13 protein-coding genes are annotated in these 16,122 nt (G+C 64.1%); 12 read left to right on the forward strand and 1 reads right to left on the reverse strand.

The annotated features are described in order from the left end of the window. Window positions 1-30 precede the first annotated feature (30 nt). Window positions 31-1,287, reverse strand: coding sequence for an NADP-dependent isocitrate dehydrogenase (icd, locus tag ACSX1D_RS11505; protein WP_208706913.1), 1,257 nt, complete (start codon window positions 1,285-1,287; stop codon window positions 31-33). 363 nt (window positions 1,288-1,650) lie between these two features. On the opposite strand from icd, the gene ACSX1D_RS11510 reads away from it, so the two are divergent. The 12 genes from ACSX1D_RS11510 to ACSX1D_RS11565 all read left to right on the forward strand — a co-directional run bounded on the left by ACSX1D_RS11510 (window position 1,651) and on the right by ACSX1D_RS11565 (window position 16,009). Beyond that, window positions 1,651-3,876, forward strand: a complete 2,226-nt coding sequence (locus ACSX1D_RS11510) for an NADP-dependent isocitrate dehydrogenase (RefSeq protein WP_439858653.1) — start codon at window positions 1,651-1,653, stop codon at window positions 3,874-3,876. 116 nt (window positions 3,877-3,992) lie between these two features. Further along, on the forward strand, window positions 3,993-4,433 hold the full coding sequence (locus tag ACSX1D_RS11515; protein ID WP_439858654.1) for an NUDIX hydrolase: 441 nt from the start codon (window positions 3,993-3,995) through the stop codon (window positions 4,431-4,433). Window positions 4,434-4,503: 70 nt separating this feature from the next. Then, a complete protein-coding gene (gene mnmA, locus ACSX1D_RS11520) occupies window positions 4,504-5,637 on the forward strand; it encodes a tRNA 2-thiouridine(34) synthase MnmA (protein WP_439858655.1) in 1,134 nt (377 codons plus the stop codon). After that, entirely contained in the window at window positions 5,634-6,254 is a 621-nt protein-coding gene (gene hflD, locus ACSX1D_RS11525; protein WP_439858656.1) for a high frequency lysogenization protein HflD, read from the forward strand. The genes mnmA and hflD overlap by 4 nt, the downstream gene beginning before the upstream one ends. 3 nt (window positions 6,255-6,257) lie before the next feature. Beyond that, entirely contained in the window at window positions 6,258-7,115 is an 858-nt protein-coding gene (locus ACSX1D_RS11530; protein ID WP_439858657.1) for a DMT family transporter, read from the forward strand. A gap of 87 nt (window positions 7,116-7,202) precedes the next feature. Further along, window positions 7,203-8,573 (forward strand): adenylosuccinate lyase, encoded by a 1,371-nt coding sequence (purB, locus tag ACSX1D_RS11535; RefSeq protein ID WP_208706919.1) that lies wholly within the window; start codon window positions 7,203-7,205, stop codon window positions 8,571-8,573. A 78-nt stretch (window positions 8,574-8,651) separates the two neighbouring features. Then, window positions 8,652-9,818 carry a ribosomal protein uL16 3-hydroxylase gene (locus ACSX1D_RS11540; protein ID WP_439858658.1) on the forward strand — a complete coding sequence of 389 codons (1,167 nt, stop codon included), beginning with the start codon at window positions 8,652-8,654 and terminating at the stop codon, window positions 9,816-9,818. Beyond that, complete coding sequence (locus ACSX1D_RS11545; RefSeq protein ID WP_439858659.1) at window positions 9,811-10,242, forward strand: GNAT family N-acetyltransferase; 432 nt, start codon at window positions 9,811-9,813, stop codon at window positions 10,240-10,242. The genes ACSX1D_RS11540 and ACSX1D_RS11545 overlap by 8 nt, the downstream gene beginning before the upstream one ends. A gap of 7 nt (window positions 10,243-10,249) precedes the next feature. After that, complete coding sequence (locus tag ACSX1D_RS11550; protein WP_439858660.1) at window positions 10,250-10,891, forward strand: histone acetyltransferase HPA2; 642 nt, start codon at window positions 10,250-10,252, stop codon at window positions 10,889-10,891. After that, a complete protein-coding gene (locus ACSX1D_RS11555) occupies window positions 10,888-11,697 on the forward strand; it encodes a secretin N-terminal domain-containing protein (protein ID WP_439858661.1) in 810 nt (269 codons plus the stop codon). Before ACSX1D_RS11550 ends, ACSX1D_RS11555 begins: the two co-directional genes overlap by 4 nt. Window positions 11,698-12,187: 490 nt before the next feature. Beyond that, a complete protein-coding gene (locus ACSX1D_RS11560) occupies window positions 12,188-13,783 on the forward strand; it encodes an isocitrate lyase (RefSeq protein WP_439858662.1) in 1,596 nt (531 codons plus the stop codon). Window positions 13,784-14,002: 219 nt separating this feature from the next. After that, window positions 14,003-16,009, forward strand: coding sequence for a PhoX family protein (locus tag ACSX1D_RS11565; protein WP_439858663.1), 2,007 nt, complete (start codon window positions 14,003-14,005; stop codon window positions 16,007-16,009). Window positions 16,010-16,122: the final 113 nt, after the last annotated feature.

The following is a 16,122-nucleotide window of genomic DNA, read 5'->3' on the forward strand; positions in this document are numbered from 1 at the left end:
CCGGCCTTCTTTTTCATGCTCTCAACCCGCTCACATGTGCGCGATCATCGCGTCGCCGAACTGCGAGCAGGACATGAGGGTCGCGCCCTCCATCAAACGCTCGAAGTCATAGGTCACCGTCTTCGCCGCGATGGCGCCGTTTGTCCCCTTGATGATCAGATCCGCCGCCTCGGTCCAGCCCATGTGGCGCAGCATCATCTCGGCAGAAAGGATCACCGAACCCGGGTTGACCTTGTCCTGACCAGCGTACTTCGGCGCGGTGCCGTGGGTAGCTTCGAACATGGCGATGGTATCCGACAGGTTGGCGCCGGGCGCAATGCCAATACCGCCCACTTCGGCGGCCAGTGCGTCGGACAGGTAGTCGCCATTGAGGTTCAGGGTAGCGATCACGTCGTACTCGGCCGGACGCAGCAGGATCTGCTGCAGCATGGCATCGGCGATGGCGTCCTTGACCACGATCTTCTTGCCGGTCTTCGGGTTGCTGAACTGCATCCACGGGCCGCCATCGAGCAGCTCCGCGCCGAACTCATCGCGCGCCACTTCGTAGCCCCACTCCTTGAAGGCACCTTCGGTGAACTTCATGATGTTGCCTTTATGAACGAAGGTCACGGAGCTGCGATCATTGTCGACTGCGTACTGCAGCGCCTTGCGCACCAGGCGCTTGGTGCCCTCCAGGGAGACCGGTTTGATGCCGATGCCGCAGTTCTCGGTGAAGCGGATTTTCGTGACACCCATTTCCTCGGTCAGGAACTTGATGACCTTCTCGGCTTCGGGCGATCCGGCCTTCCACTCCACGCCGGCATAAATGTCCTCGGAGTTCTCGCGGAAGATCACCATGTCCACGTCACCGGGCTTCTTCACCGGGCTTGGGACTCCCTCGAACCAGCGTACCGGGCGCTGGCAGACATACAGGTCGAGCTCTTGGCGCAGGGCCACGTTCAGCGAGCGGATACCGCCACCGACGGGGGTGGTCAGCGGCCCCTTGATGGACACCACATAGTCGCGGACGGCTTCTAGGGTCTCTTTCGGCAGCCAGGTGTCCTGGTCGTAGACCTGAGTGGCCTTCTCACCGGCATAGACCTCCATCCAGGAAATCTTGCGCTGGCCGCCGTAGGCCTTCTCCACGGCCGCATCGACGACCTTGATCATCACCGGGCTGATGTCGACACCAATGCCATCACCCTCGATGAACGGGATGATCGGGTTGTTCGGCACGTTGAGCGACATGTCGGCATTGACGGTGATTTTGTCACCGGTTACTGGCACCTGGATCTTTTGGTATCCCATGCTGGACTCCGTCTTGTGGTTAAACAGCGGTCAACGACCGAGAGTAGCGCACTTGAATCGACCGAAACCATATGTTCGTTGGTCTCATGCACAAGAGCGTTCTGCGTCACTAGGCCGCAGTGATATACTGCGCGAATGACTACTAGGTCATCAGAGCCGGCTTGACTTGAACGAGATGAGCCGCTCTTGGAACCGACGCATTGCCACCGCGATTCGCCGGCTCGAATTGCTCGACACTCTACTGGTGCATCCATCATCACTGCGGCGAGTTCTCGACTCCTGGTCCAAACGGAGGACCCTGGCGCCTACCCGCGCACGTCGAGATTCTGTGTACGCTCAGCAAAGAAGAGAGTTAACTCTAATATGTCCACCCGTTCGAAGATTATCTATACCTTCACCGACGAAGCTCCAGCGCTCGCCACCTATTCGCTCCTACCCATTGTAGAAGCCTTCGCCGCATCCGCTGACATAGCCGTCGAAACACGCGACATCTCTCTTGCAGGGCGTATTCTTGCGAGCTTTGCCGACCAGCTGGGTGCCGACAAGCAGGTCAGCGACGACCTCGCCGAGCTGGCCGTTCTGGCCACCACGCCGGACGCCAACATCATCAAGCTGCCGAACATCAGCGCCTCGGTGCCCCAGCTCAAGGCCGCGATCGCCGAGCTGCAGGCCCAGGGCTACAACATCCCCAATTACCCGGAAGACCCGCAGACCGATGCCGAGAAAGACGCCCGCGCCCGCTATGCCAAGGTGCTCGGCAGCGCGGTGAACCCGGTCCTGCGCGAGGGCAACTCCGACCGTCGCGCACCGGCGGCCGTCAAGGCCTACGCCCGCAAGCATCCGCACTCCATGGGCAAATGGAGCATGGCCTCGCAGTCCCACGCCGATTACATGCGCGGCGGCGACTTCTTCTCCAGCGAACAGTCCATCACCATGGACAAGGCCGGCGACGTGCGCATCGAGTTCGTCAGCAAGGACGGCAAGGTCGAGGTGAAGAAGCAGCTCGCCCTGCAGGAAGGCGAAGTGTTCGACAGCATGTTCATGAGCTGCCGCAAGCTGCGCGACTTCTTCGAGAAGACCCTGCAGGACTGCAAGGAAACCGGCGTCATGTGGTCGCTGCACGTCAAGGCGACCATGATGAAGGTCTCCCACCCGATCGTCTTCGGCCACGCCGTCAGCGTCTACTACAAGGAAGCCTTCGATAAGTACGGCGAGCTGTTCAAAGAGCTGGGCGTGAACCCGAACAACGGCATCAGCAGCGTCTACGACAAGATCAAGGTGCTGCCGGCCTCGCAGCAGGAAGAAATCCTCCACGACGTTCACGCCTGCTACAGCGGCCGCCCGGAAATGGCCATGGTCGACTCGGTCAAGGGCATCACCAACCTGCACATCCCCAGCGACGTGATCGTCGACGCCTCCATGCCGGCGATGATCCGCAGCTCCGGGCAGATGTGGGGCAAGGACGGCAAACTGAAGGACACCAAAGCCGTCATGCCGGAAAGCACCTATGCGCGCATCTACCAGGAGATGATCAACTTCTGCAAGACCAATGGCGCCTTCGATCCGACCACCATGGGCTCGGTACCGAACGTCGGCCTGATGGCGCAGAAGGCCGAAGAGTACGGCTCCCACGACAAGACCTTCGAGATGACTGCCGACGGCACCATGCGCGTGGTCCTGGCGGACGGCACCGTGCTGATGCAGCACGAAGTCGAAGCCGGTGACATCTGGCGCGCCTGCCAGACCAAGGACGCGCCGATCCGCGACTGGGTCAAGCTGGCCGTGACCCGCGCCCGTCAGTCCGACACCCCGGCGATCTTCTGGCTGGACCCGGAGCGCGCCCACGACCGCGAACTGCAGAAGAAGGTCGAAAGCTATCTGCAGGACCATGACCTGAGCGGCCTGGATATCCGCATGATGGGCTACAACGAAGCCATCCGCGTGAGCATGGAGCGCATGATCCGCGGCCAGGACACCATCTCGGTGACCGGCAACGTGCTGCGCGACTACCTCACCGACCTGTTCCCGATCATGGAGCTCGGCACCTCCGCCAAGATGCTCTCCATCGTCCCGCTAATGGCTGGCGGCGGCATGTACGAGACCGGCGCCGGCGGTTCTGCGCCGAAGCATGTGCAGCAGCTGATCGAAGAGAACCACCTGCGCTGGGACTCCCTGGGCGAGTTCCTGGCCCTGGCGGTTTCCCTGGAAGAGACCGGCATCAAGACCGACAACCCGAAGGCCAAGCTGCTGGGCAAGACCCTCGATGCGGCCACCGGCAAGTTGCTCGACAACAACAAGTCGCCATCGCGCAAGACCGGTGAACTGGACAACCGCGGCAGCCACTTCTACCTGGCGCTGTACTGGGCTCAGGAACTGGCCGCGCAGAGCGAAGACCCCGAGCTGCAGGCGCGGTTCGCGCCGCTGGCCAAGGCCCTGACCGACAACGAGGAAACCATCGTCGCCGAGCTGGCCGCCGTCCAGGGCCAGCCGGTCGACATCGCCGGCTACTACCGCGCCAACCCGGAACTGACCAGCAAGGTCATGCGTCCGAGCGCCACCTTCAACGCTGCCCTTGCAGCGCTGGCGTAAGGCGTAGCACCCGCCCCACGGAAACCCCGGCCAAGTGCCGGGGTTTCTGCTTTTCACCCAGGCAAAACCGCGAGTCGCGCCTGCTATGATCGCCCCCTCCTCACGAGACACCCGCTATGGACTGGAACCCACACATCACAGTTGCCACCATCGTCGAAGATCGCGGTCGCTTCCTTCTGGTAGAAGAAGCCAAAGGCGGGGGCCTGGTGCTCAATCAGCCCGCCGGCCATCTCGAAGCCAACGAAACCCTGCGCCAGGCCGCCGTGCGCGAGACCCTCGAGGAGACCGGCTGGGACGTCGAGCTCACCGGCGTCGTGGGCATCTACCTGTATACCGCTCCGAGCAACGGGGTGACCTATCAGCGCGTCTGCTTCGCCGCCAAGGCCCTGCGCCACGACCCACAACGCCCGCTCGACAGCGGGATAGTCGGCGCCCCCTGGCTGAGCCGCGCCGAGTTGGCCGCCCAGCCCGAACGCTGGCGCAGCGAACTGGTGCTGCGCTGCATCGACGACTACCTCGCCGGTCCGCTGCACGCACTGGACGTAGTCCGCGACTGAACGTCGGCTTCGCCTTGCCATGGCCGGCCTGTTAGAATTTCGTCCTTTTGCAGACCCACTCCGAATTCCTATGCACGATCCAGCCCGTCCATCCCCAGAAAAGCCACGCGTCATAGTCGGCATGTCCGGCGGCGTCGACTCGTCCGTTTCCGCTCTGCTGCTGCTGGAACAGGGCTATCAGGTCGAAGGCCTGTTCATGAAGAACTGGGACGAGGACGACGGCACCGAGTACTGCACGGCCATGGACGACCTGGCCGACGCCCAGGCCGTCTGCGACAAGATCGGCATCAAGCTGCACACCGCCAACTTCGCCGCGGAGTACTGGGACAACGTGTTCGAGCACTTCCTCGCCGAGTACAAGGCGGGCCGCACGCCGAACCCGGACATCCTGTGCAACCGCGAGATCAAGTTCAAAGCCTTCCTCGACTACGCCCTGGCCCTGGGCGCCGACCTGATCGCCACCGGTCACTACGTGCGCCGCCGGGATATCGACGGCCGTACCGAGCTACTCAAGGGGTTGGACCCGAACAAGGATCAGAGCTACTTCCTGCATGCCGTCGGCGGTGAGCAGATCGCCAGGACCCTGTTCCCGGTCGGCGAGCTGGAAAAGCCCCAGGTACGCGCCATCGCCGAGAAGTATCAGCTGGCCACCGCGAAGAAGAAGGACTCCACCGGCATCTGCTTCATCGGCGAACGGCGTTTCAGCGACTTCCTCAAGCAGTACCTACCGGCCCAGCCGGGGAATATCGAGACCACCACCGGCGAGATCATCGGCCGCCACCACGGCCTGATGTATCACACCATCGGTCAACGCCAGGGCCTGGGCATCGGCGGCTTGAAGGACGCCGGCGACGAGCCCTGGTACGTGTTGCGCAAGGATCTGACGCGCAACGTGCTGGTGGTCGGCCAGGGCAATGCGCACCCCTGGCTGTTCTCCCGCGCGCTGCTGGCCTCGGAGATCTATTGGGTCAACCCGATCGACCTGCACAGCCCGCGCCAGCTCACCGCCAAGGTGCGCTACCGGCAAGCCGACCAGCGCTGCACCCTGGAGAAGACCGCCGACGGCTATCGTGCACTGTTCGACGAGCCACAACGCGCGGTGACGCCCGGGCAGTCGGTGGTGTTCTACGATGGCGAGGTCTGCCTCGGCGGCGGCGTGATCGAAACGGCCGAGCCCTGGAGCCCTGAGGAAGTGCAAGCATGACCCCGACGCAGGAGCAGCTGGTCGCCCTGGGCGCCGTATTCGAATCCGCCGTGCTGGTCGACAAACTGGCCAGGACCGGCCAGATCGGCGAGCCGGCCCTGGCCTGCATGCTCGGCAGCCTGCTGGCGCGCAACCCGCAGAGCACCCTGGATGTCTATGGCGGCGATGACCTGGGCCTGCGCGATGGTTATCGCGCCCTGGTCGGCGCCCTCGAGCGCGACCCGAGCAGCCTGCAACGCGACCCGCTGCGTTACGCCCTGGCCCTGCTCGGCCTGGAGCGCAAACTGGACAAGCGCGACGACCTGCTGCAGATCATGGGCAGCCGCCTGGACCAGATCCAGCAGCAGACCGAGCATTTCGGCGTGGTACACGACAACGTGATCGCCTCCTGCGGAAGCCTGTACCAGGACACCATCAGCACCTTCCGCCAACGTATCCAGGTGCAGGGCGACATGCGCCACCTGCAGCAACCAAGCAATGCCGCGAAGATCCGCGCCCTGCTGCTGGCCGGCATCCGCGCGGCGCGGCTGTGGCGTCAACTCGGCGGCCATCGCTGGCAGCTGCTATTCAGCCGCGGCAAACTGCTCAAGGAACTCTACCCGCTGCTGCGTGGCTGACCGATGCAGACGCGCCTGGTCCGCCCCGTTCAAGGCGCCGCGCTGCTGGCCTGCTCGGCGCTGCTGTTCTCCCTGATGGGCGTGGGCATTCGCGAGGTTTCCACCAGCGTCAACAACGAGTCGGTGGTGTTCTTCCGCAACCTGGTCGGCGTGCTGTTCTTCCTGCCGCTGATCCTGCTCAAGGGCTGGCGCCCGCTGCAAACCGCGCGCATCCGCTCGCACCTGTGGCGCTCCGGCTACGGCCTGGCGGCGATGTATTGCTTCTTCTACGCCATCGCCCACCTGCCCCTGGCCGACGCCATGCTGTTCACCTACTCGGCGCCGCTGTTCACCCCGCTGATCGCCTGGTGGTGGCTGAAGGAGCCGGTGACCCGACGCATGCTGCTCACCAGTGGCGTCGGCCTGTGCGGCGTGCTGCTGGTCGCCAAGCCCTCCGCCGCCCTGCTCGACGCCCAGGCGCTGATCGGCCTGGCGGCAAGCATCCTGGCGGCGTTCGCCTTCGTCTCGATTCGCGAGATGAGCGACACCGAGCCGGCCTTTCGCATCGTCTTCTATTTCGCCCTGTTCGCCACCCTGGCCTCGGCCATTCCCCTGACCTGGGCCTGGCAGCCCCTGAGCGAGCGACAGCTCGGCTCGCTGCTGGCCATCGGCCTGCTCGCCACCGTCAGCCAGATCATCATGTCCAAGGCCTACGGCCTGGCGCCACCGGGGCTGATCGGCCCATTCGCCTACCTGGCCATCGTCTTCGCCGGGCTGCTGGCCTGGCTGCGCTGGGGCGAAACGCCGGACCCCAGCTCGCTGCTGGGCGCCGCGTTGATCTTCGCCGCCAGCCTGCTATCGATCCGCCGACCAGGCCGCTGAACGGCGTCACGCCGATCGCGGCCCGGCCCGCGATTTCATGTATGATATGCGCCCTTTTCAACGCCCGACTGTCCGAGAACGCCTCCCATGCAGCTTTCTTCGCTCACCGCGGTTTCCCCCGTCGATGGCCGCTACGCCGGCAAAACCAGCGCCCTGCGCCCCATTTTCAGCGAATACGGTCTGATCCGCTTCCGCGTCCTGGTCGAAGTCCGCTGGCTGCAGCGCCTGGCCGCCCATGAGGGCATCGGCGAAGTGGCGCCCTTCTCCGCCGAAGCCCAGGCAATCCTCAACGAACTCGCGGAGAACTTCGCCCTCGAGCACGCCGAGCGGGTGAAAGAGATCGAGCGCACCACCAATCACGACGTCAAGGCCGTGGAATACCTGCTCAAGGAACAGGCCGCCAAGCTGCCGGAACTGGAGAAGGTCAGCGAGTTCATCCACTTCGCCTGCACCAGCGAGGACATCAACAACCTGTCCCACGCCCTGATGCTGCGCGAGGGCCGCGACAGCGTGCTGCTGCCGCTGATGCGCCAGACCGCCGAGGCGATTCGCGAGCTGGCGGTGAAGTTCGCCGACGTGCCGATGCTGTCGCGCACCCATGGCCAGCCGGCCTCGCCGACCACCCTCGGCAAGGAACTGGCCAACGTGGTCTACCGCCTGGAGCGGCAGATCGCCCAGGTTGCCGCCGTGCCGCTGCTGGGCAAGATCAATGGCGCCGTGGGCAACTACAACGCCCACCTCTCGGCCTACCCGCAGGTCGACTGGGAAGCCAACGCCCGCGAGTTCATCGAAGGCGATCTGGGCCTGCAGTGGAACCCCTACACCACCCAGATCGAGCCGCACGACTACATCGCCGAGCTGTTCGACGCCATTGCCCGTTTCAACACCATCCTCATCGACTTCGATCGCGACGTCTGGGGCTATATCTCCCTCGGCTACTTCAAGCAGAAGACCATCGCCGGCGAGATCGGCTCCTCGACCATGCCGCACAAGGTCAATCCGATCGACTTCGAGAACTCCGAAGGCAACCTGGGCATCGCCAACGCGCTGTTCCAGCACCTGGCCAGCAAGCTGCCGATCTCGCGCTGGCAGCGCGACCTGACCGACTCCACGGTGCTGCGCAACCTCGGTGTGGGCTTCGCCCACAGCGTCATCGCCTACGAGGCAAGCCTCAAGGGAATCAGCAAGTTGGAGCTCAATGCTCAACGCATTGCTGAAGATCTGGATGCCTGTTGGGAAGTGCTCGCTGAGCCGATCCAGACCGTGATGCGCCGCTACGCCATCGAGAACCCCTACGAGAAGCTCAAGGAGCTGACGCGCGGCAAGGGCATCAGCCCCGAGGCCCTGCTGAGCTTCATCGATGGCCTGGACATGCCGGCTGCGGCCAAGGCCGAGCTCAAGCAGCTGACCCCGGCCAACTACATCGGTAATGCGGTGGCCCAGGCCAAGCGCATCTAAACGGCGACAGCCCATCGGACGCCCGGCTGTGCCGGGCGTTTTTATTTATGGGTATTTATTACTTTCAAGGGCTTACCGATGAATCCTGATACTCCGCTGCAACTGCTGGGTGGCCTCACGGCCCGCGAATTTCTGCGCGACTACTGGCAGAAGAAACCCCTGCTGGTGCGCCAGGCCATTCCCGACTTCGAAAGCCCGATCTCGCCCGACGAGCTGGCCGGGCTGGCCCTTGAAGAAGAAGTCGAGTCGCGCCTGGTCATCGAACACGGCGAGCGCCCCTGGGAGCTGCGTCGAGGCCCCTTCGCCGAAGATGCCTTCGCCACCCTGCCCGAGCGCGACTGGACCCTGCTGGTGCAGGCCGTCGACCAGTTCGTCCCGGAAGTTGCCGAGCTGCTCGAGCAGTTCAAGTTCCTGCCCAAGTGGCGCATCGACGACGTTATGATCAGCTTCGCCGCGCCCGGCGGCGGCGTCGGTCCGCACTTCGACAACTACGACGTGTTCCTGCTGCAGGGCCACGGCAAGCGGCGCTGGCAGGTCGGCCAACAGTGCAACTCCGACAGCCCGTTGCTGGCCCACGCCGACCTGAAGATCCTGGCCGAATTCGAAAAAACTGAAGAATGGGTGCTGGAGCCCGGCGACATGCTCTACCTGCCACCGCTCCTGGCCCACTGTGGTACCGCTGAGGATGACTGTATGACGTATTCCGTAGGCTTCCGCGCGCCGAGCGCCGCCGAAGTGCTGACCCATTTCACCGACTTCCTGGGCCAGTTCCTGCCCGAGGAAGAGCGCTACAGCGATGCCGGCGCCGAGCCGGCCAGCGACCCGCACCAGATCCAGCGCGACGCCCTCGATCGCCTGAAGGCCCTGCTCAACGAGCACATGGGCGACGAACGCCTGCTGATGACCTGGTTCGGCCAGTTCATGACCGAGCCGCGCTACCCGGAACTGGTCAACGGCCTGGAGATCGACGAGCAGGCCTTCCTCGGCAGCCTGGAGGACGGCGCCGTGCTGATCCGCAACCCTAGCGCCCGCCTGGCCTGGTCCGAGGTCGGCGAAGACCTGGTGCTGTTCGCCAGCGGTCAGAGCCGCCTGCTCTCGGCGAACCTGCGTGAGCTGCTCAAGCTGGTCTGTTCGGCCGACGCGTTACATATCGACAATCTTGGCCAATGGCTGGCCGACGACGAGGGGCGTAATCTGCTCTGGGAACTGGTCAAGCAAGGAAGTCTGGAGTTTGCCGATGAATGAGATCCACGTCCGCCTGGCCGATTGGCAGAAGGACAACGCCGAGCTGCGGCGCATTCGTGAAACCGTGTTCATCGCCGAGCAGGCGGTGCCGCCGGAGCTGGAATGGGATGCCGAAGACGCCGAGGCCATGCACTTCCTCGCCTATGAGGGCGACTATCCGATCGGCACCGCGCGCCTGCTGCCCGACGGCCATATCGGCCGGGTGTCGGTGCTCAAGGACTGGCGCGGCCTGAAAGTCGGCGATGCGCTGATTCGCGCGGTGATTGCCGAGGCGGAAAAACGTGGCCTGCGCCAACAAATGCTCAGCGCCCAGGTGCACGCCACCGCCTTCTATGAAAGGCTAGGCTTTGCCATAGTCAGCGGCGAGTACCTGGACGCCGGCATTCCCCACGTGGACATGGTGCGCCAAAGCCCAACCCCCTGAGGTTCCGATGAGCGACGAGAACGCCCCGCCAGACCGGATCGACAGCGACGAGCAGCACGCGCTTGCCGCTATCGAATTCGAGTCGCCGGGGCGCTTCGCCGTGCATAACCCCGAACAACCGGCAGCAGATGCCCAGCGCTGCGAACCGGCGCCGTTCAAGCTCGGCGAACACTTGCCGCTGGAGCGCTTCACCCTGCCGGAACAGGCCCGCGCCCACGCCCTGGCGCTGCTGCAACAGGCCCGGCGCAACCTGTGCATCTTCAGCGACGACCTCGAACCCTGGCTGTATCACCACAGCAGCGTGCAGGACGCCTGCACGGCCTTTCTCCTGGCCAACCCGAAGAACCGTCTGCGCATTCTGCTCAGGGACGCCACGCGAGCGGCCAAGCAGGGGCATCGTCTGCTCACGCTGTCGCGGCGCCTGTCGAGCAACCTGCACATCCGCAAGCTGCACCCGGATTACCCGGCCGAAGAGCTCGCCTTCCTCCTGGCCGACGACTGCGGCCTGCTGCTGCGCCCGGAACTGGAGCAGTTTTCCGGCTATGTCCTGTATCAGGACCCGGCGCGCGTGCGCCTGCGCCAGGCGCAGTTCGATCAGGCCTGGGAGACCAGCGTCACCGACCCGGATCTACGGAGTTTCCTGCTATGAACCTGCGCACGCTGATCGCCGGCCTGCTGCTCGCCGCCAGTGCCGCGGCGAACGCCGCCACCGAAGTCATTGCCCTTAACTACCGCAGCGCCGACGAGGTCCTGCCGGTGGTGCAGTCGGTGCTGGGCCAGGATGGCCGCGTCAGCCCCTATGGCAACCAACTGGTGGTCAACGCCTCGGCGGAGAAGATCAAGGAGATCCGACAGCTGCTCGAGCAACTAGACACCCGTCCACGCCGCCTGCTGATCAGCGTCGACAGCAACGAATCGAGCCAGCAGACCGATCGCGGCTACCGCGCCGATGGCACCATCAGCGCCGGAGGCGCAGAGCTGGTGATCGGCGAAGGCGAGATCAACGGCCGCGATCAGGTACGCATCATCCGCCGCAGCACCGACAGTCGCGGCGGCGGTACCCAGCAGGTGCAGGCTACTGAAGGCTATCCGGCGCTGATCCAGGTCGGCCAGAGCGTGCCCCTCACCACCACCAGCCGTAGTTACTACGGGCAGGAGTACAGCAACACCCAGTACCGCGATGTGACCCGCGGTTTCTATGTCACCGCCAGCCTGAGCGGTGAAATGGTGCATATCAGCATCAGCAGCAACCGCGATCGACTGAGTCCCGGCCAGCCTGGGGTCATCGACCTGCAGAGCGCCGATACCCGGGTCAGCGGGCGGCTCGGTGAGTGGATCAGCATCGGCGCGGTCAACGAGCAGACCCGGGCCGAGCATGGCGATTTTCTCCAGCAGCGCTCGACCCAGGGTCGCGAAAATCTGACCCTGCGGGTAAAGGTCGAAGTGGTCGAATGAATCCCCTTAAACATGACCGAACGGTCGCCCCGAGAATATGTAGTAGCGAAAAAAAAGCACTACAAAACGTTTGACGAACCCTTTCCTCGAAGGCATGATGGCCTCGCTCCCGCTAATCAGGGGCCCTAGAAAGGGCCTCCGGATCGCTCTCCAGACTTACCGTCCGAGACGATGCGTGTTGTAAAGCCCACAAGGCAGTTCGACGAGATTGCGACTGGAACGAAGTTGTCCTGAGGGACGGGGAAGCGTTTAAAGCATCAACCTGCCAGACAGTCACAGTCAATCTGCCCAACGGCATCCACGAGCCGGCAAGCAGTCGAGTCGATTGTCAGCGCCCGGTGCAGCTCGTCACCCCCTCCTCCCGGTTTCAACGCCGTCCTGGTCAATTTTTCGCCGCATTGCAGTGAGCCCCACAGCCATAGCCTTAGCTTTGCAGGTTCTGAGTGGGAAAGCCGGTGCTCAACCAAACACATACATTGAAGGATTGACCATGTCCGCATATCAAAACGACATCAAGGCAGTCGCTGCGCTGAAAGAAACGTTCGGCAGCACCTGGAGCGCGATCAACCCGGAATCCGTGGCTCGTATGCGCGCTCAGAACCGCTTCAAGACTGGTTTGGATATCGCCAAGTACACTGCCGCCATCATGCGCAAGGACATGGCCGAGTACGACGCCGACTCTTCCGTCTACACCCAGTCCCTGGGTTGCTGGCACGGCTTCATCGGTCAGCAGAAGCTGATCTCGATCAAGAAGCATCTGAAGACCACCAACAAGCGCTACCTCTACCTGTCGGGCTGGATGGTCGCCGCCCTGCGCTCCGACTTCGGCCCGCTGCCGGACCAGTCGATGCATGAGAAGACCGCCGTTTCCGGTCTGATCGAAGAGCTGTACACCTTCCTGCGTCAGGCCGACGCCCGCGAGCTGGACCTGCTGTTCAGCGCCCTGGATGATGCCCGCGAAGCCGGCGACAGCGCCAAGGCCGCCGAAATCCAGAACCAGATCGACAACTACGAGACCCACGTGGTCCCGATCATCGCCGACATCGACGCCGGTTTCGGTAACCCGGAGGCCACCTACCTGCTGGCCAAGAAGATGATCGAAGCCGGTGCCTGCTGCATCCAGATCGAAAACCAGGTGTCCGACGAGAAGCAGTGCGGCCACCAGGACGGCAAGGTGACCGTGCCTCACGAGGACTTCCTCGCCAAGATCAACGCAGTTCGCTACGCCTTCCTCGAGCTGGGCGTGGATGACGGCGTGATCGTTGCCCGTACCGACTCCCTGGGTGCCGGCCTGACCAAGCAGATTGCCGTGACCAAGCAGCCGGGCGACCTGGGCGACCAGTACAACTCCTTCCTCGACTGCGAGGAAATCTCCGAAGCCGAACTGGGCAACGGCGACGTGGTAATCAAGCGCGAAGGCAAGCTGCTGCGTCCCAAGCGTCTGCCGAGCAACCTGTTCCAGTTCCGTAAGGGCACCGGTGAAGACCGCTGCGTACTGGACTGCATCACTTCGCTGCAGAACGGTGCCGACCTGCTGTGGATCGAGACCGAGAAGCCGCACGTTGGCCAGATCGCCGGCATGGTTGACCGCATCCGTCAGGTGATCCCGAACGCCAAGCTGGTGTACAACAACAGCCCGTCGTTCAACTGGACCCTGAACTTCCGCCAGCAGGTGTTCGACGCATTCGTCGCCGAAGGCAAGGATGTCTCCGCCTACGACCGCGCCAAGCTGATGAGCGTCGAGTACGACGAGACCGAACTGGCCAAGGTGGCCGACGAGAAGATCCGCACCTTCCAGCGCGACGGTTCGGCTCAGGCCGGCATCTTCCACCACCTGATCACCCTGCCGACCTACCACACGGCCGCACTGTCCACCGACAACCTGGCCAAGGGCTACTTCGCCGACCAGGGCATGCTGGCCTACGTGAAAGGCGTTCAGCGTCAGGAACTGCGTCAGGGCATCGCCTGCGTCAAGCACCAGAACATGGCTGGCTCCGACATCGGCGACAACCACAAGGAGTACTTCGCTGGCGAAGCCGCTCTGAAGGCCGGTGGCAAAGACAACACCATGAACCAGTTCCACTAAGCGGAACCGGTGCAGACAGCGGGAACCCCGCATTCCCACTGAGCACGGTGTAAGGAAACCCCAGCAGAAATGCTGGGGTTTTTCTTTTTCCGCCGCTTGGCGCTCGCCCGGGTGACTGCAGAAGCCTGGTTTTGTCGACCGGGCCACAAGGGCTGTCATCGTTCCGTCGTTTTCCTTGGTTAGCTTCTTGGCTCCGTCGATTAGCCCCAAGGAGCCTCCATGCGCCAGGAAGATGACAACAGCGTGCTGTTCGGTAATGGCGATGAGCTGCCCAGCAACCACTCCAGCAACCCGCACTTCAACCAACTGATCGAGACGCGTCTCGCGCGCCGGCAGGTCCTCGCCGGTGGCGCAGCGCTCGGTGCCCTGGCCTTCTTCGGCGCCGCCGTGCCGGGCATCAGTAGCGCCGCACCAGCGGCCGGCCAGCCACAATCGACGCCGCCATTCAGGCGGCGCAGCAAGCTGCCGTTCAGCGCCGTGGCCGTCAGCCGCGGCGATGACATCAGCGTTCCGGATGGCTACAAGGCCAGCCCGTTCATTCCCTGGGGCACCCCCATCACCGGCAGTTACCCGGCATTTCTCGAGGATGCCAGCAACAGCGCCGAAGATCAGGCGCAGCAGACCGGCATGCACCACGATGGCATGCACTTCTTTCCTATCGATGCCCAGCGCGGCCCCGGTCGCGACAGCGAGCACGGCCTGCTGGTGCTCAACCACGAATACATCGACGTCGGGCTGATCCACCCCAAGGGCCCGACCGTCGTCGACGGCAAGCGGATCAGCGCCGAAGAGGTGCGCAAGGAAATCAACGCCCATGGCGTCTCTGTCGTGGAAATCCGCCGCAACCCGCAAGGCGACTGGGAGGTCCTGCCGAGCGCGCGCAACCGGCGTATCACCGCCGCCACGCCGATGCAGATCCACGGTCCCGCCCGTGGCCACGCCCTGTTGCGGACCCGCTACAGCCCGGACGGCACGGCCACCCGTGGCACCCAGAACAACTGCGCCAACGGCTACACCCCCTGGGGCACCTACCTCACATGCGAGGAGAACTGGGCCGGCTACTTCGCCTCCAGCGACACCGAACTGCCGCGTGAGCTGAGCCGCTACGGCTTGCGTGACAGCAGCCGCTACGGCTGGGAGACCCTGGCCGGCGATGAGTTCGAGCGCTTCGATGCAACCCGCAAGGCAGCTAGCGCCGAAGGCGACTACCGCAACGAACCGAATCACTTCGGCTGGATTGTCGAGATCGACCCCTTCGCGCCCGAGTCGGCGCCGGTCAAGCGCACCGCCCTGGGTCGCTTCGCCCACGAGGGCCTGGTGTTCGCCCCGGTCAAGCCGGGCCGGCCGGTGGTGTGCTACTCCGGCGACGACTCGCAGAACGAGTACATCTACAAGTACGTCAGCCGCCACAAGTACCGCCCCGGTCGCAGCGATGGCAGCCTGCTCGATGACGGCACACTCTACGTCGCCCGCTTCGATGGCAACGGCAAGGGCAAGTGGCTGGCCCTGGATATCCACGACAAGCACTTCCAGAGGGCCTGCCTGGCCGCCGGCGTAAGCTTCGCCGACCAGGGCGAGGTGCTGATCAACACGCGCCTGGCGGCCGACATCGTCGGCGCCACCAAGATGGACCGTCCCGAGTGGGGGGCGGTCAACCCGGACAACGGCGAGGTGTATTTCACCCTGACCAACAACAAGTCGCGCAGTGAAACGGACGCCGCCAACCCCCGCCCGGCCAATGCCTATGGCCATATCATCCGCTGGCGAGAGCGCAGCTGGAACTCGGCCGGACGGCGCTTCTCCTGGGACCTGTTCCTGCTCGCCGGTCCGGAAAACGACAGTGTCGGGCCCAACGGCCAGCCACTGGGCGCCGACAACCTGCTGGCCAGCCCGGACGGCCTGTGGTTCGACCCGGAAGGTCGCCTGTGGATCCAGACCGACATGAGCGGCAGCCAGTTGCACAGCGGTCCCTTCGGCAACAACCAGATGCTCGTCGCCGATCCGGAAAGCGGCGAAATGAAGCGCTTCCTGGTCGGCCCGCAGGGCGCCGAGGTCACCGGCATCAGCGCCACCCCGGACTTCCGCACGCTGTTCGTCAACATCCAGCACCCCGGCGAAGGCTCGACTGCCGACAAGCTGCTCAGCACCTGGCCGGACGGTCCCGGCAAGCGGCCGCGCTCGTCCACCCTGGTGATTACCCGCGAGGACGGCCGGCGCCTGCTCTGAGCCACCCTTCGCCACCCGCGATGACCGTCCGGTCATCGCACCCCGGAGTCCTCCTGCATCAGGGGCGATCGCCGCTCCGCCCACTCGCTGGATCGCCGCCAGCTATCAGCCAA

This window comes from Pseudomonas sp. MBLB4136, assembly GCF_051904765.1.
In the GTDB taxonomy this organism is placed as follows: domain Bacteria; phylum Pseudomonadota; class Gammaproteobacteria; order Pseudomonadales; family Pseudomonadaceae; genus Aquipseudomonas.